Below are 20480 nucleotides of genomic sequence, written 5' to 3'. Positions count from 1 at the left end.
TTCCGCGGCCCCTGCTGGGTTGAAGAATTCTGTGGGCGTGGCCACCGATGGAGGTATTTCACCAGCGGGGGCCGCGGGTCCGGCTTCGCCGGCCCCGGGCGCCGCCCCCTTGAGGGGGGAACAGGCTACACGCAGTGAGCCTGGACGGGGGTGTGCTTCTCTAAGCGCTCAGGAAACGGTAGAGATTGCGCAGCATGCCGGCCGTCGCGCCCCAGATGTAGCGCTCCCTGGCTTCGCTGCTGTCACCCTCGCCGGCTGGGTCGGAGTACGGCATGGACAGCCATTGGCGCACGACACCGTCGAACTCGACTTCGTGGCGGCGGTGGTGGGCGGGGTTCATCAGGTAGCCGAGCGGCACTTCGAACACGTCGGCCACTTCGCCGGGATTGGGCTGCAGCGCGAAGCCGGGTTTTACCAGCGCCACCACCGGCGTGATGATGAAGGCCGTGCCCGTGACGTAGGTGGGCAAGGTGCCCAGCACTTCCACATGGTCGCGCGGCAGGCCGACTTCTTCGTGGGCTTCGCGCAAGGCGGTGTCGACCGCGTCGCGGTCGGTGTCGTCCGTGCGGCCGCCCGGCAAGGCCACCTGGCCGGAATGGGTTGAAAGATTGGTGGTGCGCTCGGTCAGCAGCAGCATCAATTCCTCGCGCATGACCAGCGGCAGCAACACGGCCGCCAGCGCCGGCGTGCGGTCGGTGAATTTTTTCTCGACGCTGTGCTCGGGCGTCCAGACCGGTGGATGCCGGAAGCGCTCGCGCAGGGCCTGCGGTGACAGCCGCTCCAACGGCACGCCCGCCAGGTGGTCGTCAATGCCGAGCACGGGAATGCTGCGAGGGTCAAACTTGGGCAGCGGCTTGGAGGAATTCATGGGCGCGTGGGCGTGGAGCGATGTGTTGTTTGCGGCAGGGCTGCGGACATAAAAAAAGCCGCTCGGTGAGCGGCTTTTTTCAAAGGGGCTGTTGAGGCTGCCCTGCGCCCGGCAGTGCCGGGCCTGCAGATCAGGCGCCCAGCTTTTCCTTGATACGTGCGGATTTGCCGCTGCGGCTACGCAGGTAGTACAGCTTGGCGCGACGCACATCACCGCGGCGCTTGACTTCAATCTTGGCGATCAGCGGGCTGTACACCTGGAAGGTGCGCTCGACGCCTTCGCCGTTGGAGATCTTGCGGACGATGAAGCTGGAATTGAGGCCGCGATTGCGCTTGGCAATCACCACACCTTCAAAAGCCTGCACACGCTTGCGGGTACCTTCAACCACGTTCACGCTGACAATGACGGTGTCGCCAGGTGCGTAAGCGGGAATGGTCTTGTTGAGGCGGGAAATTTCTTCCTGCTCGAGGGTCTGGATCAGATTCATGATTTTTCCATCTAACTTCTTCGTTCATGCACGCGCTACGCTAAAGACCGCAAATCCATGGATTCATCCGGGGATGATTCAGATGGTTGCAGTGGCCGCCAGAGGATCGAAAAGCCTTTGATTATAGCAAGCTGGGACTTTGCTCAAGCGTCCTTGTCCGGGTTTTCGACCAGATCGGCCAGAAAAGCCTCATCACTTTCGCTTAAATGGCCACGTTCCCGCGCTTTTTGCACCAATTCCGGGCGCTGGCGCTGCGTCAGGGCCAGGCGCTGCTCGCGCCGCCAGCGCTCGATGTGGGCATGGTTTCCGGACATCAGGGTGGCTGGTACGGGCTGGCCGCGCCAGCTTTCGGGCCGGGTGTAATGGGGGCAGTCGAGCAGGCCGTCGAGCGCCGGGTTGAAGCTGTCGAACTGGTGGCTGCCCTCGTCGTTGAGCACGCCGGGCTGCAACCGGGCTACCGCGTCCAGCAAAGCCATGGCGGCGATCTCGCCGCCCGACAACACAAAGTCGCCCAGGCTGACCTGCAGGTCGACGTGGGCCTGAATGAAGCGCTGGTCCAAGCCCTCGTAGCGCCCGCAAATCAGCACCGCGCCGGCGCTGGCCGACCAGCTTTCGACGCCGGCATGGTCCAGCGCCTTGCCGACGGGGGAAAACAACACAGTAGGAACCTTGGGCGCGCCAGCGGCGGCACGGTCGGCGCGTATGGCTTCAAGGCACAAGGTAAGTGGCTCGGCCATCATCACCATGCCGGGGCCGCCCCCGAAAGGCCGGTCGTCCACGCGGCGGTAATTGCCATCGGCGAATACGCGGGGGTTCCAGAGCTTGACCTCGACCAGGCCCGATTCGTAAGCACGGCGGGTGACGCCGCTGGCCAGGAAGGGCGCGAAGAGCTCGGGAAACAGGGTGATGACGTCAAAGCGCATGGGAAGGCCATTGTGCGCGAGCCGGGCGCCAGTAAGCAATCGGCACCGGAAAGCGGCAGGCGTCAGTAGTCGGGCTGCCAGTCTACGGTGATGCACTTGCCGGGAATGTCGACCGCGTCGACATAGACCGAGACAAAGGGAATCATGCGTTCGGCGGTGGAACTGCTGCCGTCTTCCTGCGGGACCGTGTATTCGACGCACAGCACCGAATGCGGGCCGGTGGCCATCAGGTCGCGCACCAGTCCCAGGTCAACGCCTTCACGGTTGACCACCTTCAGGCCGATCAGGTCGACCCAGTAGTACTCGTCTTTGGAGGCGGCGGGGAAGCTGCTGCGCGGCAAAAAGATGCGGGCGCCGCGCAAGGCCTCGGCGGCATTGCGGTCGTCCACACCAAGGAACTTGGCGACGACGGTGTCGGAGTGAATTTTGGCCTCGTCCACGCTGAGTGTGACGGTGCCGGAAAACAAGGTGAACCCTGGGCGGAACTTGGCGTCAGGCGCCTGCAGAAACCAGGATTTGGCCGCAAAAAGGGCCTCCGGATCGGTGCTGTGCGGCAGGATTTTCACCCAGCCCTTGACGCCCCAGGCATCCAGGATGCGCCCGACTTCGATAGCGTCGTCCGGCAGACTTGAAGGCGTCAAGCCTGCGGACGGCTGAAGGCCGGGCTGCATCAAACTTCTAAAGCTCAGGCCGTTTTGGCAGCAGCCGCAGCGCCTTGCTTGACCAGGCGCTCAACGGTCGGGGACGGCTGTGCGCCGACGCCGATCCAGTGGGTCAGGCGGTCTTGCGCAATGCGCAGGCCTTCTTCGCCACCTTTGGCGATCGGGTTGTAAAAACCGATGCGCTCGATGAAACGGCCGTCGCGGCGAACGCGTTTGTCAGCCACAACGATATTGAAAAAAGGACGGTGCTTGGAACCGCCGCGTGCAAGTCGGATGACGACCATAATTAATCCTTCGGGTGGGGGGCTTACCGGTAAAGTAGGTACCCCAATGTTCTGCAGCGCTTGAGACACACGACATGGCCACCCGGCCAGCGAATTGCTGCAAAGCCTGAGATTATAGCCTGCGGAACGGTTTTGCCGGAAATTCGCCCTTCTTCGCGCTCTTTCCCCCACCCATTCAAGCCCCTTTCAACCCTCCCTGCCACCGACATGCCCCTCATACGCCCGAGCCGCGACGAAGACATTCCCGCCATCACCGCCATTTACGGCCACCACGTGCTGCATGGCACCGGCACCTTTGAAACCGAGCCGCCCAGCGTCGCCGACATGACGGCCCGCCGCGCCGACGTGCTGTCCAAGGGCCTGCCCTACCTGGTTGCCGAGCAGGATGGCAAGATCGCCGGATTCGCCTACGGCAACTGGTTCAAGCCGCGCCCGGCCTACCGCTTTTCAGTGGAAGATTCGATTTACCTGGCGCCCGACCAGCACCGCAAAGGCCTGGGCCGCGCCCTGCTGGCCGAACTGCTGGCGCGGTTTGAAGCCGTCGGAATACGTAAGGCGATGGCGGTGATCGGCGACTCGGCCAACGCCGGCTCGGTGGGCGTGCACCGCTCGCTGGGCTTCAGCGAGGTCGGCACCGTGCGCTCCTGCGGCTGGAAGTTCGGCGCCTGGCGCGACATCGTCATCATGGAAAAAACCCTGGGCGCTGGCGACACGCTGCCACCGCAGGATGTGCCAGCCGCATAATCAGCCCATGCAGACCGCCATCGCCTCCTCTCCCAGATCCCCCAAAAACAAAACCCTGGCCGCCTGGCTGGCCTTTATCACCGGCCAGCTCGGCGTGCACCGCCTCTACCTGTTTGGCCTGGGTGACGTCTGGGCCTGGCTGCACCCCATCGCCGCGGCCTTGGGCTGGTGGGGGGTGGAACGCGTGCGGCTCTATGGCCAGGACGATCACCTCGCCTGGGTGCTGATTCCACTTCTGGGTTTCACCCTGGCCGGCACGGCGCTGACCGCGATTTATTACGGCCTGATGCCGACGGAAAAATGGAACGCGTTGCACAACGCCGGCACGCCGGCCACCCAGGCCGGCAACACCAACTGGCTGACCATAGGCGCCGTCGTGTTTGCGCTGCTGTTCGGCACGATCTCGCTTATGTCCAGCATCGTCTTCAGCTTCCAGCGCTACTTCGAATATCAGGTCGAAGAAGCGAAAAAGATATCTCAATAGGAGCTCTTCAATCCAGCATGAGCCGCGGAACCGGCTTTGCCGGGCCGCAGGCGGGCGGCCCCTATGGTGATTAAAGGGGCAGGGAGATGCCGCAGGCTACACGAAGTGAGCGACCGTGGGGGCTTCAGAAAACCTGCAGGCTGACCCAGTAAGCAATTGCTGCCACGAAGGCCGAGGCGGGAATCGTGAAAATCCAGGCCCAGACGATATTGCCGGCCACCCCCCAGCGCACGGCTGAAGCGCGCTGCGTGGAACCTACCCCGACGATGGCGCCGGTAATGGTGTGCGTGGTCGACACCGGAATGCCCAGCCCGGTCGCCAGGAACAGCGTCAGCGCGCCGCCGGTCTCGGCGCAGAAACCGCCCACGGGTTTGAGCTTGGTGATTTTCTGGCCCATGGTTTTCACGATGCGCCAGCCGCCGAACATGGTGCCGAAGCCGATGGCGATGTAGCAGACGATGACCACCCAGATTGGCAGGTGCTCGGTGGTCGCCATCATCCAGACCGGCAGGCCCTGCACGTTGCTGGTGGTCGCGGCGATCAGCAGCAGCCAGATGATGCCGGCCGTCTTCTGCGCGTCGTTGCCGCCATGCCCCAGGCTGTAGGCGCCCGCGGATACGAGCTGCAATCGGCGGAACCAGCGGTCGGCCCGTGACGGCGTCGAGCGGCGGAACAGCCAGGCCACCGCCACCATCATCAGCGAACCCAGCAAAAAGCCCAGCAAGGGCGACACGAAAATAAAGGCGACCACCTTGAACACGCCCGAGGCGATCAGTGCGCTGGCGCCGGCTTTGGCGATCACAGCGCCCACGATGCCGCCTATCAGCGCATGCGAGGAGCTGCTGGGGATGCCGTAGAACCAAGTCAGGATGTTCCAGGTGATGGCGCCCATCAGCGCGCCGAACACCACGTGCGTATCGACCACGCCCGGCATCACGATGCCCTTGCCGATGGTCGCCGCCACGCTCAGGTGGAAGATGAAATACGCCAGGAAGTTGAAAAAGGCGGCGAACAGCACCGCCTGCCCCGGCTTGAGCACGCCGGTCGACACCACCGTGGCAATCGAGTTGGCCGCATCATGAAAGCCGTTCATGAAGTCGAAGGCGATGGCCAGGAAGACCAGCAGGAACACCACCCACAGGGCGGCCTGTACGGTTTGCATGATTCAGGCGCCCGCGTTCAGGAGTTCTCGAGGACGATGCCCTCGATCAGGTTCGCCACATCCTCGCACTTGTCGGTGATGGTTTCGAGCAGCTCGTAGACCGCCTTGAGCTTGATGACTTCGCGCACGTCGGGCTCTTCGCGAAACAGCCGGCTCATGGCCGAGCGCATCACGCGGTCGGCGTCGGATTCGAGCTTGTCGATTTCCTCGCAGGTCTTGAGCGCGGCTTCGGCCGTCGCGGCATCGCTGACTTTTTCGATCAGCGCCACGGCGTCCTGCAGACGTTCGCAGCATTTGACGCTGAGGTCGGTCAGCCGCACGATGTCATCCGTCATGTGGCGCACGTCGTAAAGCGCCATGGTTTCCGCCGAGTCCTGGATCAGGTCGGCCACGTCGTCCATGGTGTTGATGAGCTTGTGGATCTGCTCGCGGTCTATCGGCGTGATGAAGGTCTTGTGCAGCGCGCGGTTGACTTCATGCGTGATGCGGTCGGCGGCGCGCTCGGCGTGGTCGACTTCACGGTTGTACGATTCGCGCTTTTCCACATCACTGTAGTTCGCCACGAGGTTCGAAAAGGCATGCGCCGCCTCGACGATGCGTTCGGCATGCTGGTTGAACATCTCGAAAAAATTGCCTTCGCGCGGCAGCAATTTGCCAAACAGCATGAGAACTCCTGGGGAATGTGTCAGAAATATGACGTTTTTATGACAGCCAGAAGTTTAACCGCCGAACCTCGCGGGCCCTGGACTCTTCCCAAGCAGGGGCCGCGGGACTGGCTTTGCCAGACCGCAGGCGCAGCGGCCCCCTCGGGGGGCAGGAAGCTACACGAAGTGAGCGACCGTGGGGGCTTTACGCACTACGGAAAATGAAATACACAGCGCCGACCATGCAGAGCGCCGCCCACAGATAGTCAAGCTTCAGCGGCTCGTTCAGGTAGAACACCGCGAAGGGCACGAACACGGTGAGCGTGATGACCTCCTGCATGATCTTGAGCTGGCCCACGCTGAACTGGGTGAAGCCGATGCGGTTGCCGGGCACCTGCAGCAGGTATTCAAACAGCGCGATACCCCAGCTGATCAGCGCCGCGATGTACCAGGGCGACGTCGCGAGGTTCTTCAGGTGCCCGTACCAGGCAAAGGTCATGAACACATTGGACAGCAACAGCAGGCCTATGGTTTGCGCCGACACCGGCAGGGATTGGAGAAATTGCATCAGAAGGACTCCGGTGTAAGCATCAGCCGAAATGGCCGACCAGCAACAGCACGATGGTCAGCGTCACCATGGCCAGCGCGGTGGACACCACCACGCTGGCGGTGATCAGCTCCTCGGCCACCTTGTAGCGCTGCGAAAACAAAAACACGTTGGCGCCAATCGGCAGGGCCGAGGCCACCACCATCACCGCCATGGGCACGCCGCTCACGCCCAGCAGCCGGCACAGGCCGAACACCAGCAGCGGGTGCAGCAGATTCTTCACGCCTGCCAGCGCCAGCGCCTGGCGCCAGTGTTCACCCACGCGCGTGTTGGCCAGCGTCACGCCCACCATCACCAGCGCCAGCGGACCGAAGGCGTTGGCCAGCAGTTCCAGCGGCTTGTCGACCACCGCGGGAATCGACAAACCTGTCTGCGCGAACAACAGCCCGGCGATGATGGGCAAGGGCACCGGGTGCAGCAGCGCGTTCTTCACGGCCATCATCACGGTGGCCACCGGGTGCCGCGGCGCGGAGGTTACCTCGTCGTTGGTGCCCAGCTTTTGCTCATGCGCCACCGCGAGCTCCAGCACCACCGTGGCGCTGGTCAGCAGCACCAGCGAATGCACCGAGACCAGCGTGAACAGCGTCACCAGCCCTTCGGGCCCGTACATCAGGCCTATCAGCGCGATGCCGATCATGACGGTGTTGGAAAAGGTATTGGCCAGCGCCAGCACGGCGGCGCGGCGGTTGAAGCCTTGCAGCAGCAAGGTGCCGCCGAACAGGATGACGACGGCCAGGAAGTAAGCCAGCACCGGCTTGAAGTCCAGTTGCTCGATGCGCACCCGGCTCATGGTGCGGAACAGCAGGGCCGGCGTGAGCAGCAAAAAAATCAGGTTAGACAGGTCTTTGACGGCATCGGCCCGGATCCATTGCGCCCGGCCCGCCGCATAACCCGCGGCAATCAACAACACAACGGGGAACAGGGACTCAAAGACAAGCTGGTTCATGCGCGCAATCTTAGCTTGCGGTCCCCACCGCCCCCGTTCCCGGCATTGCTTAAAACGCGAGCTGCATGCCCACTTTCAGGCTGCGTCCCGGCAGTGGCGCCTTGGGGAATGCCGTGGTCGTCAGCACCGAGGCCGCGCTGTAGGCCAGCTGGTTGGTCAGATTGTCCAGCCTGGCGTACCAGAGAACACTGCTGACGCCCGCCTTCGTGCGGTAGGTGGCCGCAAGATTCCACAGCGTATAGGCAGACGTCGCGCGCTGGCCGGCGGCCACGCGGTTTTGCGCCATCGAATGGTCAAAGCCTATGCTGCTGCCCCAGGGCCCGCTGGCCCAGATAAGGCTGGCGCCCACACGCGCCGGCGCGATGCGCGGCAGCGGCTGGCCATTGCTGAGGTTGGTGGCGCGCACGACATCGCCGCGCAGCGCCAGGTCCAGGCTTGATGCCCCCTCGACCAGCCTGATGTTGCCGCTGGCTTCCATGCCCACAAAACGCGCACGCACGCCGGTATAGGCGAACTCCGGCAGCAACTTGTTGTCCGGGTCCTTGTCGTCCGCGCCGTCGCCGTCCAGGTCGGCCGGGTTGAGCGCGCCGTCTTCCTGGCCATAGTTGTTGCCGGTGGCCAGCAGGCCTATGTAGTTCTTGAAGCGGTGCACATAGGCGTTGGCGCTGAAGCTGTTAGCGCCCGATTTCCAGCTGGCGCCCACGTCCAGGCTGGTGGATTTTTCCTTGCCCAGCGTGGCGTCGCCGGTTTCCCAGGCTTTGGTCGCCACGTGCGGCCCCTGGGCAAAAAGCTCGTAGTCCTTGGGCGCGCGTTCGGTGTAGGCCAGGTTGCTGGTGAGCTGCCAGCCCGGCGCCGCATTCCACAAGGCGCCCAGCGCATAGCTGTGCGGCGTGAAGTCGCGCGTCAGGGGCGCAAAGCGCGCCACCAGCGGGTTGCCCAGCGACTCCACCTTGACCGACTCCAGCCGCCCGCCAAAACTCAGCTTGCCCCAGCTGGTGGCGTATTCCTCGTAGGCAAACGCGGCATTTTGCGAGGTCTTGCTGTAGGGCGCGAAGGCCTCGGCGCCGTCGGCCGAGAAGCGGTTGTTTTCGGCCTGAAAGCCGACCATACCGTCCAGGTTCCCGATGCGGGCATGGCGGGCCTCCAGCCGGAAATCGCTGCCCTTGTTCTTGAACACGGTGCCGGGGTTGGGGCCTTCGAACTCGGTGTGCTGGTAATCCGTGTGGCTGAGCTGGCCCTTCACGCTTTGGATAAAGCCACCGAGATCACGCACCTCGCCCTCCAGCGCCACACGATTCGACTTCATGTCTATCGTCACGTCGTCCTCGGCCACTGTGCCGTAGTTGCTGCGGTAGGTGCTGACGGCGGCGCCCAGGTAGCCATGGTCGAAAAACACCGAGCCGCCGGCCGCGCCGCCGCGGACCTTGCTGTCGGAATTGCAGATGCGGTTGGTGAAGGTGTTGATGCCGCCCTTGCCGCAGGCCAGGTCCGTCGGTACCTTCACGTCGCCGGTTTCGCGGTTGAACACGTCCACATGCAGGGCATAACGGTTGTTGCCGCCCTCCAGCAGCACGCCGCTGCTTTTTTCGCGGTTGCCGCTGGCGAGGCCCAGGTCGACCTTGCCGCCCACGCCGCCCTTTTCATCGAACAGCGCCTCGCGCGGGATGCGGTTGTCGATGACGTTGACCACACCGCCCACCGCACTGCCACCGTAGAGCAAGGCGCCGGGGCCGCGCAGCACCTCGATGCGCTCGATGCTGATGGGGTCGCTAGTGACCGCATGGTCGTAGCTCAGGCTGGACGCATCCAGCGTCGCGCCGCCATTGCCCAGGATGCGGATGCGGTCGCCGTCCAGGCCGCGAATGATGGGGCGGCTGGCATTGGGGCCGAAGTAGGTGCTGCTCACGCCGGGCACGCCGTCCAGGGTTTCGCCGAGCGTGGTTTTGCTGCGCAGCAGCAGCCCGGTGCCCGAGTACTGCGCGGCCGGCGCGATCAGGTCGGTGGCGCCCAGCGGGTTGCCGGTGACGGTGACTTCTTTAAGGCTGGACGCGGGTGCCGGCGATGCGGTCTGGGCACTCGCCAGGCCGCAAGAGAGCGTTGCCGCGACGCAGAGCGCGCGGCTGATAAAAGGTGGTTTCATGGTGACTCGCTGAATCGGGAAAAACAAAAAGAGCATGGCTGCGCCTGGCCTGGCGGCCGGCGCAAAGCCAACGGGGAAGATCAGCGAATGGAAGGCGGGCCGCGCGCGTCGAACAGCGCCGCCCAGCGGGCGAGTGCTTCGCCGCGGGAAATGTCAAACGCCACGGTGCAAAGCACCAGCGGCAAACTCAGCATGGGAATTGTGGGCGCGGCCTGGCCGTGGCTGGCCTGGTCAAACAGGCGGCAGTCCGAATCGCCGTCGTGCGAAGAAAACAGCGAGGCCACCCAGCCGCCCTCATCCGCACGCTCAGCCGCCTCTTCGGCATGCGCAAGCGCGGAATGTTCCTGGTGATGGCCGCCGTGATGGGCATGTGAATGCGAATGGATGTGCGCCTGCGGTCCATGCACCACGCCGTGCATCAGCCCCAGCAGTTGCGCAAGCAGGAGCGCGGCCGCCAGCAGCCAGACCATGGCCCCGGCACGATTCACACCCAGGCGCTCACTTGACGCTGGTGGCATCCGTGATTCGGTAGTAGAGGCCGTAAGAGTCGTCGTTCAGGACGAGGAAACGCCCCTCCACCACCACCGGCTCCATGCTGTATTTCACCGGCGTCTTGGTCTTGACCTCGACCATGCTTTCGGGCCCACCGGGCAGGCAGAAAGCGCAGGTCAGCGGCACCGATGACAGCAGGAAATGCTTTTGTTTTTCGCCCGGGTCCAGCGGCATCATGAACCCCTGGATGCGCTGGGTTTTCTGGTTCAGCGCCATCTGGTCCAGGTTGAACACCGGCAGGATGCGGTTCTTTTCGTTCTTGGTTTTCACCGCCGTCAGAACCGACCAGGGCACCACGTCGCCGCGCGCCGCCAGCGGCGGAAACGGGCTGTTGGCGCCGTGCACGCCCGCGCCCTGGCCTGCCGGCAAATCAAAACCCGGCGCGGGCGCGGCCGGTTTGGCGCCGCCCGCCACAGGCGAAGACAGGGTCTGCGCCTGCAGGCCCGCAGCGATGGTGAACAGGCCGCAGGCCAGCACAGCAGCATGGCTCAGGCAATGACGAAGGATGGGATGCATACGGAACTCCTGGAGGTGTGGCGCCGGTTCAAGAGCTGATTTTCGCGAGGCTCAGTGAACGTGTTTCATGCCGCAGTATTTGCCGACGGCCAGCCCTTTGCAAGCAGCCTGCAGTTCTTTTTCGCAGACTTCGTCTTTTTTACCCGACTCCAGGCATTTGGCCGCGCCTTCGTGGGCGGCAGCCATGGCGCGGTGGCGCTGGATGTCTTCCTTGGTTTCCTTGCTGTCCTTGTCGTTGTGCTGCGCATGGGCGACGGAGAAGCTGACGCTGAGCGCCACCGCGGCAACGGCGGCCAGGATGGGCGAGACGGTGAGGAAGGTCTTGACGGAACGAAGGCTTGTCATAAAAAAGTTACCTTGATTGGAGAAGTTCAAACACATTAACCCGGTAGGCCTCCCAGGCGGGCAGCAGCGCGGACGCAAGCGCAACCCCCAGGGCCAATACCGGCACACTGACCAGCTCGACCGGCCACACCATCGCGCCGATCAACACGGAATTTTCCAGCTGCAGCGCCCAGGCCAGCAGCGCCGTCAGGCCCTGCCCCGCCAGCACACCCAGCACGGTGGCCAGCAGCGCCAGCCACAGCGCCTCGCACAGCAGCAGGCCGGCCACCTTGCCCGGCGGCGCGCCCAGCATGCGCAGCAGCGCCAGGTCGGCCCGGCGCTCACGCACCGCGCCCCAGAGCGCGATGAACACGCTGAGGCCGGCTGTCAGCAGCAGCACACCGGCCAGCGCGCGCAGCACGTCGGTTCCCACGCCCACCATGCTGAGCAGGCGCGTGATTTCCAGCGCCGGCGCGGCGGCCTGCATCTCGGTGCTGCTGTTGATGTAGCGCGGGAAAGTCACCGCCGCCAGCGGCGTTTTGTACTGGATCAGCGCCAGCGTGATTTCGCGGTCTTCTTCCAGCACCTTGCGGTCGTCGTCGTCCAGCGCGGTGTCGGTCTCATGCACCTGCCAGACCGATTCGGTGGCCGTCAGCACCAGGCGGTCCAGGACCGTGCGGCTGGTCGCCAGCACGCCGGAGACCACATAAGGGCTCAGCTTGTGTTCTTCACCGCCGCCGCCCAGGCCGTGCGTGCCGGTGAAGCTATCGCCCACTTTGAGGCCGCTTTGCTGCGCGACCTGTGCACCAATCACCGCCTGCATGGGCTTGGCCCACAACGTACCCTGGGCCAGTTGCGCGTCGTAGTGGTTGATGTAGTCGGGCATGGTGCCCACGATGCGAAAGCCGCGAAAGCTGTCGCCCAGGCTGATGGGAATGACCTTGGCGACCTGGGGATGTTTTTCGAGTTCCTTCACCGCGGCCAGCGGCACGTTGCCGGTCGGCACATCGAGGTGGAACACGCCCGAGAGGATCAGTTGCATGGGACTGCCCTTGGCGCCCACCACCACGTCGATGCCGGCCAGGTCGCGGTCAAAGGCCTGGTTGATCTGGTGGCCGACCAGCAGCAGGAAAGTGATGGACGCCAGTCCCAAGGTGAGCAGCAACAGGTTCAGCGCCGCGGCCAGCGGGCGCGACCACAAATAACGCCAGGCGAATGCGATGGTCTTCATGGCCGGCTTCGCCCGAGTTGCAAGGCCTTGAGGCCTTTTTCGTCCTTGAAAAATTCCGCCACGCGCGCGTCGTGCGTGGCGATCACCAGCGTGGCACCCTGCTGGCGCGCCGTGGCCCGCAGCAAATCCAGCGAAGCCGACGCGGCTTCGTCGTCCAGGCTGGCCGTGGGCTCGTCGGCCAGGATCACCCGCGGTTTGAGCAGCACCGCGCGCGCCAGCGCCACGCGCTGCGCCTGCCCGCCCGAGAGCTGCGCCGGTTTGCGCTGCGCCAGTGCCTGCACGTCCAGCGCGGCCAGCGCTTCGGTGATGCGGCCCTCATCGGCCGGCCAGTCCGCGGCCCACTGCGCCATCGCCAGGTTGCCATGCACTGTGAGCGCCGCGCTCAAATGCAGTTTTTGCGGAAGAAAGCCGATGGTGGCGGCCCGCCACGCATCACTTGCCAGCTTGCCCAATGTCTTCAATGATTGCCCCGCCACCGTGATCTCGCCTTCAGCCGGTGCCAGCAAACCAGCAGCCAGCGCCAGCCAGGTCGACTTACCCGACCCCGAAGCGCCGCGCAGCAGCAGCACCCCGCCCTGGGCCACGTCCACGTCCTCGAAGCGAAGCTCGGGGCCCTTGGCGTAGCGGTAAACCAGTTGGCGCGTGCTGATCATGACGCGGCCGCACCCGATCCGGAAGTGGCGCAGTCGGCGCACACGCCGCGCACGGCGAAGTCCATGCTCATGCCCTGGTAGCCCAGCGCCTTGAGCGCTTCCAGCGCGGTCTGCGCCGCGCGCTCCAGGTCTTTGGCGCTGGCCTTCAAGGCCCCCGAACGCGCGCCTGAAAGCGCTCCAGACAAAGGGCTGTCGCGGTGGCAGCTCTGGCATTCAAAGTGCGGAATCGCATGCACGCTGCTGGGCATGGCCTGGTAGCGCCGCACGCGTTTGGCATCGACCCGGCACAGCAGCAAACCAACCTGCGTGAGCCGGTCGATCAGCCGGTACAAGGTGACGCGGTCCAGCGCCACATCGGCATCGCCCTCCAGCGCCGCCTGCAGTTGCGCATGCGTGTAGCTGGTATCCGGGTGCGCAAGCAACCAGCCCAGCACACGGCGCGCCGCCGCCGTCCGGCGCAGGCCGTGGGCGGACAGCAGCGTGTCGATGGGGTCGGCCGCGAAGCCGCTTGGGGGAATGGATGAGGCCATGGGTCTTTGGGTTTTCCGTCTGCCAGTGCCGGGCAATAAATCATGAAATACGTCAGGCCACAGAATAACGCAACACAGTTTCATTAAACTATACTGCAATCGAGTTGCATTATCGCGTTGATTCAGCGGTTTTTTTGCACACCCTCCAGCCTGAATTTTGTAAAGACGGGATATCACTTGCCGCCCTCACCGACACCCTTCCCCTCGATGAACAAAACCCGCGCCGCGCGCAGCGTGCTGGCTTGGCCCGCCTGGCTGCGCGTGCTGGCCGTCGTGCCTGCGGTGGCGCTTCTGTGGCTGGCGGTCAGCTGGGCCAGCCTGGAGGCCGCGCCGTGGTGACGCTCGAAGGCCTTAGCGTCAGCTACCGCCGGCATCCTGCCCTTCATCACATAAGCGGCCACTTCGCGCGGGGTTCGCTCACGGCGGTGATAGGCCCCAACGGCTCCGGCAAAAGCACGCTGCTCAAAAGCATCGCCGGGTTGCTGCCGGCCACGGCTGGGCGGGTGGCCGTGTCCGTGCCGCGCGCGCGCATCGCTTACCTGCCGCAACTCGCCGAAATTGACCGCGGTTTTCCGATCGACGTGCGCGACTGCGTGCTGCTGGGCTGCTGGCCCACCCAAGGCGCATTGGGCGGCGTGCAAGGCGCGCAGTTGGCGCGCGTTGATGCCGCCCTGCATGCCGTGGGACTGGAGGGGTTTGAACGCCGGCCCCTCAGCGCCCTTTCCAGCGGGCAGTTGCAACGGGTGCTGTTTGCCCGCCTGCTGGTGCAGGACGCCGAGCTGATTCTGCTGGACGAGCCCTTCAGCGCCATGGACGGCAAAACCACTTCGGCGCTGCTCGCGCTGGTCAGGCAATGGCACCAGCAGCAGCGCACCGTGATCGCCGTGCTGCACGACGACGGGCAGGTGCGCCGCCACTTTCCGCAGGCCTTGCTGCTGGCCCGTGAGCTGGTCGCGTGGGGGCCGACCGCGGAGGTGGTGACCGACGCCAGGCTCGCGCAGTCCCGCGCCATGGCCGAAGCATGGGACGAAGCAGCCGAGGTTTTCAGCATCGAAAAGGTCGCGGCCTGATGGACGCCGGCCTGAATCTCCACCAGAGCGTGGCCTTGGGCGCCTGGAAGCTGCTGGCGGCCCCGTTTGCCGAGTTTGCCTTCATGCGCCGGGCCCTGGTGGCCACGCTGGCGCTGTCGCTCAGTGCCGCACCGCTGGGCGTTTTCCTGAGCCTGCGGCGCATGAGCCTGCTGGGAGACGCGCTCAGCCACGCCATCCTGCCCGGCGTCGCCATCGGCTTCATGCTGTGCGGCCTGTCTCTCACCGCGATGGCGGCGGGCGGCGTCATCGCCGGCATGCTGGTGGCCGCGCTCGCCGGGTTTGTCAGCCGCTCCACCGTGCTGAAGGAGGACGCCAGCCTGGCCGCCATCTACCTGGTGGCCCTGGCGCTGGGCGTCACGCTGATCTCCGGCCACGGCACGCAGCTCGACCTGCTGCACATCCTCTTTGGCAGCGCGCTGGGGGTCGACACGCCCGGCTTGTTGCTGGTGGCCACGGTGGCGAGCGTGAGCGTGCTGGCGCTGGCCGCCGCTTACCGCGGCCTGGTGCTGGAGAGTTTTGACCCGGTGTTTTTAAGCGCGGCCGGCCGCCGGGGTTTGAGGCCCTGGGTGTGGCAACAGGGCTTTTTGATGCTGGTGGTCGTCAACCTGGTGGCGGGGTTCCAGACCCTGGGCACGCTGATGGCCGTGGGCCTGATGATGCTGCCCGCCGTCTCCAGCAGGCTCTGGCACGACACCCTGCCCGCGCAACTCGTCAACGCCAGCCTGCAGGCCATGCTGGCCGGCTACCTCGGCTTGCTGCTGTCTTACCACCTCGACACACCCTCCGGCCCCACCATCATCGGCTGCGCGGGCGCGCTGTACTTTGCCTCCTTGCTGCTGGCGCCCGGCGGCTGGTTGCCGCGTGCGCTCCATCGCAGGCACCGCGCCGCGTGAATCTTCTTTTTCTCTCTTCTTTTTTCCTCACTCCAAGGCACCTCATGAAAATCCCTCTTAGCAAATTCATCACCCAGCTGGCGGCGCTCGCGCTTTTCGCGGTGGCCGCCACCAGCCACGCCGCCGACAAATTGCCGGTGCTCGCCAGCTTCAGCATCCTTGGCGACCTGGTGCGCGTGGTCGGCGGTGAGCGGGTGTCCGTCACCACCCTGGTAGGCCCTGATGAGGACGCCCATGTGTTCGAACCCAAACCGCAGGACGCCAAAAACATCCTGCAAACCAGGCTGCTGGTGACCAACGGCCTGGGCTTTGAGCCCTGGGCACAAAAGCTGGTCCAATCCGCCGGCTACAAAGGCCGGAGCGTCGTCGCGTCGCAGGGCGTCAAGCCCCGCACCCTGCCCTCCGAAAAAGGCCACAGCCACGCGGAAACCGACCCCCACGCCTGGCAGGACCCGACCCTGGTCATGGTCTATGTGCGCAACATCGCCGCGGCATTGGGCCAACTCGATCCGGCCAGCGCCTCAAGCTACCAGGCAAACAGCGAGGCCTACGTCAAAGAACTGCAGGCGCTGGACGCATGGGCCAAAGAACAGTTCGCCGCCATCCCGGCCGCCAAACGCAAGGTGATCACCTCGCATGACGCCTTCGGCTATTTCGGCGCCCACTACCAGGTCGGCTTCCTCGCGCCGCAAGGCCTTTCAACCGAAGCCGAGCCCAGCGCCAAAGAAGTCGCCCAACTGATCAGGCAGATCCAGCGCGAAAAGATCAAGGCCGTGTTTGTGGAAAACATGAGCAACCCCAAGCTGCTGGCCCAATTGAGCAAGGATGCGGGCGTGACGGTGGGGCCCGAGCTTTATGTCGATGCCCTGTCGGCTTCGGGCGGCCCGGCCGATACCTACCTCAGGCTGATGCGGCACAACGTGACGCAGCTGGTATCGGGAATGAAACAGAACTGACCGGGCCTTTAGCTGCGGTAGGGCTTGTCGCTCCTGGGGGCCAGGGGCAATTGCTCGTCGAGCGATTGCCGGTAGTGCAGGCAGCCCCGCAGGAACTGCGGCCAATCGGGCACCACGGGAAGCGGGTCGGATTTTTCCGGCAGCAGCGCCCACAGCGCGGGATGGTGCCAGCACAATTCATGGCCCGTGCTGTCGCGGTGCTCGCGAATACCTTGCCGCAGCTTCTTCACTTCCACTATGAGTTGTTCACGCGACAAGCCGTCCAGGTCAGCGTCCATGATGCCTCCGTATCTGAAAAAACACCGTGTCCATGATAGGCGGCAAACCTTGCAGGACCGCGGGCCTCACGAGTTGTTTCAGTTGTCAGGCAAGGGCAAACGGGCCCTCAGGTTTCAGGGCGCGTATCCGGCCATGCAATCGATTTTTTCTGCCCGGGCTTGCCGCTGCTGAATGCGGCCAACCCGCCAAACACCAGCGTCAGCGCGAGCCAGCCCAGCAACACATCCCAGAAGTGCTTGACCAGAAAATAAGGCGCCAGCAATGTGGTGAACCAATAGCTCAGCGGCCCGAAGCGCTCGCTCACCGCACCGCCACCGCTGTAGTTGCAACGGATGGCCGGCGTGTCAAAGCCGGCCGACGAGCAGCCCACCCATCCCAGCACTTTGGCCGAGGTGAACATGCTCAGGACCGGAGTGCCGAAGGCAACGGTGAAGAGCGCCAAGCTGATGAGCAGGACCAGGAAGAGGGCTTTGCAAGCTGTGTGCATACCGGCTGGCCTTTCGTGTGCGTGTTCCGTGCTGTTTGCCGCGCTGCGGCATGACCGCGATGCAGGCTAATGTATACCGGGGATTCCGGCCATCCATGCGCGGCTGCGCTATAACGTCACATAGGCGCGACGTCACCCGACGCCATCAAGCCCTCCTCCACCCCGTATTCACCATGACCACCCAACACCCCACCCACCTGCGCACCCACACCTACCACGGCCTGGCCCCCGGCCCGCGCCTGCTGGTCACCGGCGCGGTGCACGGCAACGAAACCTGCGGCACGCGGGCCATCACGCAGCTGCTGGAAGAAATCGACGGCGGTGCGCTGGCCATTGAGCGCGGCACCGTGACCTTTGTGCCGGTGACCAATCCGCTGGCCTACCGGCTCAAGCAACGCATGGGCGAGCGCAACCTGAATCGCAACATGGCACCCAGCGCGATCCCGCAGGACTTTGAAGACCGCATCGCCAACGTGCTGTGCCCGTTGCTGGATGCGCACGACGTGCTGCTGGATTTGCATTCCTTCCACACGGGCGGTGCGCCTTTTGTGATGATCGGCCCGCAGAACAACCAGGGCGCGCTGGAGCCCTTTACCCACGCGCCCGAGGAAATGCAACTGGCGCTGCACACCGGGCCGCACCGCATCGTTGAAGGCTGGCTTGAGACTTATGCGCGCGGCGTGAAGCGGCGCACGGCGCTGGCGGAAGCGAGCGGCGCAAGCCGCGCGCAAAGCCTGGTGACGGACCCCAACTATGGCGTGGGCACGACCGAGTACATGCGCTCGCGCGGCGGCTACGGCGTGACGCTGGAATGCGGCCAGCATGAAGACCCGCAGGCGGTGCAGGTGGCGCGTTATGCGATCTTGCAAACACTGGGCTTGCTGGGCTTGATCGCGCAAGCGGCCGCACCGGTTCCTATGGAGCGTGAAATCCTGCGCCTGGTCGACGTGATGGACCGCGAACATGAGGGCGACAGCTTCACCCGCGAGTGGCGCAGCTTTGACGCGGTGAAAGCTGGCGAAGCGATAGGCACGCGGCACGGCGGCGAAGCCATCACCGCGCCGGCCGATGGCTTTGTGGTGTTTCCCAACCCGCGCGGCGAGGTGGGCCAAGAATGGTTTTATTTCGCGCAGCGCAGGGCCTGAAGTCAAAGCGGTTGCAGCCGCAGGCATTGAGCCGTTAACCGTTAGCCGCTATATCTATATTTGGACTATTCGGAAAATCGTGCGGAAACGGTAAAACCTGTCCCTTACGGTACCCATTCCTGTGGGGACATGTGATGACTCATGCCTTGGTTCCCGGCTTGTGTTCGCGCTCGGGAGACCATTCAGCCATCTCCTGGGCGATGAATTCGGCCAGAGGGGTGATCCGACCCTCCACGCTCGCGGCTTCCAGGGCCTTCATGTACTCGTCGCGCCGGCTCACCCGGATTACTGTCCAGGGGTAGCCGCCGGAGGCCAGCAGGGCATTCATCAGGAACCGGCCGATGCGGCCATTTCCGTCGAAATAGGGATGAATGAACACGAAAAGGTGATGTCCCAGTACCGCGCGAACCGACGCCTCGGACTCCGCCTTCAGCAGATCCCAGAGGGCTTCCAGCGAGTCCAGGATGGCTTCGCGCGGCACAGGTGTGTGCATCGAGTTCCGGATGAAGATCGGGCCGCGCCGATAGCCGGCCAGCTGGCTGCGCTCAACAATGCCGGCGGTAGCCGCCGGCCCGAACAGCTCGGCATACCAATCGTGGTGATCGCGACCAACCACGGCCCCGGCGTCCTCGCCCCCCAGCACCTTGCCGATGCTGTGCTTGACGGCGCGAAAGGCCTGAAAATATCCACGCGCGGCCAGCGCGTCTTTCGTCTTGTTGTGCTCCGGGTCTCCGTCAGGGTCCCAGTCGCCCCGCGCCACCCGCTCAATGAGCTCGTCGGTGACGCGGTAACCTTCGATCGACAGGGAGTTGTAGGCATCAGAGACATAGCGCTCCTCGACCTGCGCAAGGTATTCGTCGGCCGTGCCCGTAAGCCCCGGCGCCGGAGGGAAGACGTCAATGACATCCTGACGCCAGCCCGCCCACATGGACCGCAGGCGCAGCACGTAAGGTGAGCGATCACGGGTCGGCTCAAGAGTCGGTTCGGGGAGCTTGAAGGGATTCACCGGCTTGAGGTTGACCCTCACCTGGGCGAAGGCCTTCACGATCCTGTCGGCGTCGTCAGGGCGTTTGACGAACTGGAAGGCGCCGGCCAGGCGGGCGGCCGCCGTCACCATCATGTCGCCCGCCAGCAGTGTCGTGAGCAGCTCAGAGGCATTGCGCACCATGGCCAGCGCGATCTCGGCCTCGCGGGGGTTGTTCACGAAGAACTGCGGGCCTGTCATGCACAGCGCTTCATTCACCGGCCAAACCTGCAGGCCTCGGACCTCCACGCGCGAGGACGGCACGTTCTTGGGCTGAGGGTAGGTGAGCAGCGAGGTGGAAAAAGGCAAATCGACCTTGGAATTCCCGCTCTCGATAGTGACGCACGTAACCTGACGGGGAACTGTGGTGTTGCCGGTGTGGAGCATCAGCGAGGCTTCGGGATTCAGGCAGTAGCGCTTCCCGAATCGTTTGCCCAGATAGCCCGACACGAAGGCCCAAAAAGTGGCGTACCAGGACGTGGTGTCACCAGCGCCGTCGCGAGGGTTGCCGCAGACGTACCAGCCCTTCATGATAGGCCTCAAAAACCCCGTATCCGTCAGCAAATCTCGGTGCCCCTCGGAGAGGTCTGATGCTTCGACCACACCCTGGTGTTTTTCTTGCAGCCGCTTGAGAACACGCAGGGCTGCGGCCAGCTCGGGGTTGCCTTTTTTTGCAGCAGACTGGGTCATAAATTTATTCTGTTATTTATTGAAATTTTACTCTGGTATTCAATAAAAATCTACTCTGATATTCAGAAAAAATCTATTCTGTTATTCTCCCCAACTTCGCTGGTGACACCAGCCCCCATCGAGAAAGACCTTATGTCGCAGGGAGTGACAGCACGCTG

General features: G+C 64.2%; 26 protein-coding genes. 7 read left to right on the top strand and 19 right to left on the bottom strand.

Features of this window, described 5'->3' with window-relative positions; translation table 11 throughout:
- Positions 1 to 160: 160 nt before the first annotated feature.
- The 5 genes from ACLV8F_RS01510 to rpsP all read right to left on the bottom strand — a co-directional run bounded on the left by ACLV8F_RS01510 (position 161) and on the right by rpsP (position 3224).
- Positions 161 to 868 carry a CoA pyrophosphatase gene (locus ACLV8F_RS01510; RefSeq protein ID WP_411882477.1) on the bottom strand — a complete coding sequence of 236 codons (708 nt, stop codon included), beginning with the start codon at positions 866 to 868 and terminating at the stop codon, positions 161 to 163.
- 130 nt (positions 869 to 998) lie between these two features.
- On the bottom strand, positions 999 to 1355 hold the full coding sequence (gene rplS, locus ACLV8F_RS01505) for a 50S ribosomal protein L19 (protein WP_007865865.1): 357 nt from the start codon (positions 1353 to 1355) through the stop codon (positions 999 to 1001).
- 143 nt (positions 1356 to 1498) lie between these two features.
- Positions 1499 to 2278 (bottom strand): tRNA (guanosine(37)-N1)-methyltransferase TrmD, encoded by a 780-nt coding sequence (gene trmD / locus ACLV8F_RS01500; RefSeq protein ID WP_411882476.1) that lies wholly within the window; start codon positions 2276 to 2278, stop codon positions 1499 to 1501.
- Between the two features lie 62 nt (positions 2279 to 2340).
- Positions 2341 to 2949: a ribosome maturation factor RimM gene (rimM, locus tag ACLV8F_RS01495; RefSeq protein WP_411882475.1), complete on the bottom strand. Its 609-nt coding sequence runs from the start codon at positions 2947 to 2949 to the stop codon at positions 2341 to 2343.
- Positions 2950 to 2963: 14 nt separating this feature from the next.
- The gene (gene rpsP, locus ACLV8F_RS01490; RefSeq protein WP_411878120.1) at positions 2964 to 3224 is read right to left on the bottom strand and encodes a 30S ribosomal protein S16; all 261 of its coding nucleotides are present in this window, start codon (positions 3222 to 3224) and stop codon (positions 2964 to 2966) included.
- 207 nt (positions 3225 to 3431) lie between these two features.
- Between rpsP and ACLV8F_RS01485 the strand changes: the two genes are divergently transcribed.
- A complete protein-coding gene (locus tag ACLV8F_RS01485; protein ID WP_411882474.1) occupies positions 3432 to 3968 on the top strand; it encodes an N-acetyltransferase family protein in 537 nt (178 codons plus the stop codon).
- Positions 3969 to 3975: 7 nt separating this feature from the next.
- Positions 3976 to 4452: a hypothetical protein gene (locus ACLV8F_RS01480; protein WP_411882473.1), complete on the top strand. Its 477-nt coding sequence runs from the start codon at positions 3976 to 3978 to the stop codon at positions 4450 to 4452.
- 124 nt (positions 4453 to 4576) lie between these two features.
- Here the strand turns inward: ACLV8F_RS01480 and ACLV8F_RS01475 are convergent, their stop codons facing one another.
- The 11 genes from ACLV8F_RS01475 to ACLV8F_RS01425 all read right to left on the bottom strand — a co-directional run bounded on the left by ACLV8F_RS01475 (position 4577) and on the right by ACLV8F_RS01425 (position 13757).
- Entirely contained in the window at positions 4577 to 5614 is a 1038-nt protein-coding gene (locus tag ACLV8F_RS01475) for an anion permease (protein WP_411882472.1), read from the bottom strand.
- A gap of 17 nt (positions 5615 to 5631) precedes the next feature.
- Positions 5632 to 6279, bottom strand: a complete 648-nt coding sequence (locus ACLV8F_RS01470; RefSeq protein ID WP_411882471.1) for a DUF47 domain-containing protein — start codon at positions 6277 to 6279, stop codon at positions 5632 to 5634.
- Between the two features lie 184 nt (positions 6280 to 6463).
- Positions 6464 to 6826: a DMT family protein gene (locus tag ACLV8F_RS01465; protein ID WP_411882470.1), complete on the bottom strand. Its 363-nt coding sequence runs from the start codon at positions 6824 to 6826 to the stop codon at positions 6464 to 6466.
- 22 nt (positions 6827 to 6848) lie between these two features.
- Positions 6849 to 7811, bottom strand: a complete 963-nt coding sequence (locus tag ACLV8F_RS01460; protein ID WP_411882469.1) for an AEC family transporter — start codon at positions 7809 to 7811, stop codon at positions 6849 to 6851.
- 49 nt (positions 7812 to 7860) lie between these two features.
- On the bottom strand, positions 7861 to 9951 hold the full coding sequence (locus ACLV8F_RS01455) for a TonB-dependent receptor (protein WP_411882468.1): 2091 nt from the start codon (positions 9949 to 9951) through the stop codon (positions 7861 to 7863).
- An 80-nt stretch (positions 9952 to 10031) separates the two neighbouring features.
- Entirely contained in the window at positions 10032 to 10439 is a 408-nt protein-coding gene (locus ACLV8F_RS01450) for a hypothetical protein (RefSeq protein ID WP_411882467.1), read from the bottom strand.
- Positions 10440 to 10449: 10 nt separating this feature from the next.
- A complete protein-coding gene (locus ACLV8F_RS01445) occupies positions 10450 to 11019 on the bottom strand; it encodes a DUF3299 domain-containing protein (RefSeq protein WP_411882466.1) in 570 nt (189 codons plus the stop codon).
- A gap of 51 nt (positions 11020 to 11070) precedes the next feature.
- Positions 11071 to 11364, bottom strand: a complete 294-nt coding sequence (locus ACLV8F_RS01440) for a hypothetical protein (protein ID WP_411882465.1) — start codon at positions 11362 to 11364, stop codon at positions 11071 to 11073.
- Between the two features lie 7 nt (positions 11365 to 11371).
- Entirely contained in the window at positions 11372 to 12574 is a 1203-nt protein-coding gene (locus ACLV8F_RS01435; RefSeq protein ID WP_411882464.1) for an ABC transporter permease, read from the bottom strand.
- The gene (locus ACLV8F_RS01430; RefSeq protein ID WP_411882463.1) at positions 12571 to 13227 is read right to left on the bottom strand and encodes an ABC transporter ATP-binding protein; all 657 of its coding nucleotides are present in this window, start codon (positions 13225 to 13227) and stop codon (positions 12571 to 12573) included. The genes ACLV8F_RS01435 and ACLV8F_RS01430 overlap by 4 nt, the downstream gene beginning before the upstream one ends.
- The gene (locus ACLV8F_RS01425) at positions 13224 to 13757 is read right to left on the bottom strand and encodes a Fur family transcriptional regulator (RefSeq protein ID WP_411882462.1); all 534 of its coding nucleotides are present in this window, start codon (positions 13755 to 13757) and stop codon (positions 13224 to 13226) included. Before ACLV8F_RS01425 ends, ACLV8F_RS01430 begins: the two co-directional genes overlap by 4 nt.
- A gap of 207 nt (positions 13758 to 13964) precedes the next feature.
- Here ACLV8F_RS01425 and ACLV8F_RS01420 point away from each other — a divergent pair, with 207 nt between their 5' ends.
- From ACLV8F_RS01420 to ACLV8F_RS01405, 4 genes are read left to right on the top strand one after another with little or no spacing between them, the layout of a single operon-like run.
- Positions 13965 to 14096, top strand: coding sequence for a hypothetical protein (locus ACLV8F_RS01420; RefSeq protein WP_411882461.1), 132 nt, complete (start codon positions 13965 to 13967; stop codon positions 14094 to 14096).
- Positions 14090 to 14827 (top strand): metal ABC transporter ATP-binding protein, encoded by a 738-nt coding sequence (locus ACLV8F_RS01415; RefSeq protein ID WP_411882460.1) that lies wholly within the window; start codon positions 14090 to 14092, stop codon positions 14825 to 14827. The genes ACLV8F_RS01420 and ACLV8F_RS01415 overlap by 7 nt, the downstream gene beginning before the upstream one ends.
- On the top strand, positions 14827 to 15741 hold the full coding sequence (locus tag ACLV8F_RS01410; RefSeq protein ID WP_411882459.1) for a metal ABC transporter permease: 915 nt from the start codon (positions 14827 to 14829) through the stop codon (positions 15739 to 15741). The genes ACLV8F_RS01415 and ACLV8F_RS01410 overlap by 1 nt, the downstream gene beginning before the upstream one ends.
- Positions 15742 to 15785: 44 nt before the next feature.
- Positions 15786 to 16697, top strand: coding sequence for a metal ABC transporter substrate-binding protein (locus ACLV8F_RS01405; protein WP_411882458.1), 912 nt, complete (start codon positions 15786 to 15788; stop codon positions 16695 to 16697).
- An 8-nt stretch (positions 16698 to 16705) separates the two neighbouring features.
- On the opposite strand, the gene ACLV8F_RS01400 is transcribed toward ACLV8F_RS01405, so the two are convergent.
- Both ACLV8F_RS01400 and ACLV8F_RS01395 read right to left on the bottom strand, forming a co-directional pair.
- Positions 16706 to 16975 carry a hypothetical protein gene (locus ACLV8F_RS01400; RefSeq protein ID WP_411882457.1) on the bottom strand — a complete coding sequence of 90 codons (270 nt, stop codon included), beginning with the start codon at positions 16973 to 16975 and terminating at the stop codon, positions 16706 to 16708.
- 107 nt (positions 16976 to 17082) lie between these two features.
- On the bottom strand, positions 17083 to 17463 hold the full coding sequence (locus ACLV8F_RS01395) for a hypothetical protein (RefSeq protein ID WP_411882456.1): 381 nt from the start codon (positions 17461 to 17463) through the stop codon (positions 17083 to 17085).
- A gap of 173 nt (positions 17464 to 17636) precedes the next feature.
- Here ACLV8F_RS01395 and ACLV8F_RS01390 point away from each other — a divergent pair, with 173 nt between their 5' ends.
- Positions 17637 to 18608, top strand: a complete 972-nt coding sequence (locus tag ACLV8F_RS01390) for a succinylglutamate desuccinylase/aspartoacylase family protein (protein WP_411882455.1) — start codon at positions 17637 to 17639, stop codon at positions 18606 to 18608.
- 139 nt (positions 18609 to 18747) lie between these two features.
- Here ACLV8F_RS01390 and ACLV8F_RS01385 read toward each other — a convergent pair whose 3' ends face one another.
- Positions 18748 to 20322 (bottom strand): Fic family protein, encoded by a 1575-nt coding sequence (locus ACLV8F_RS01385; RefSeq protein ID WP_411882454.1) that lies wholly within the window; start codon positions 20320 to 20322, stop codon positions 18748 to 18750.
- Positions 20323 to 20480: the final 158 nt, after the last annotated feature.

Source organism: Polaromonas sp. YR568, from assembly GCF_943369675.1.
Classification (GTDB): Bacteria; Pseudomonadota; Gammaproteobacteria; order Burkholderiales; family Burkholderiaceae_C; genus Polaromonas.
Note: the sequence above shows the minus strand (reverse complement) of the source record. Positions and strands in the feature narration are given on the sequence as shown.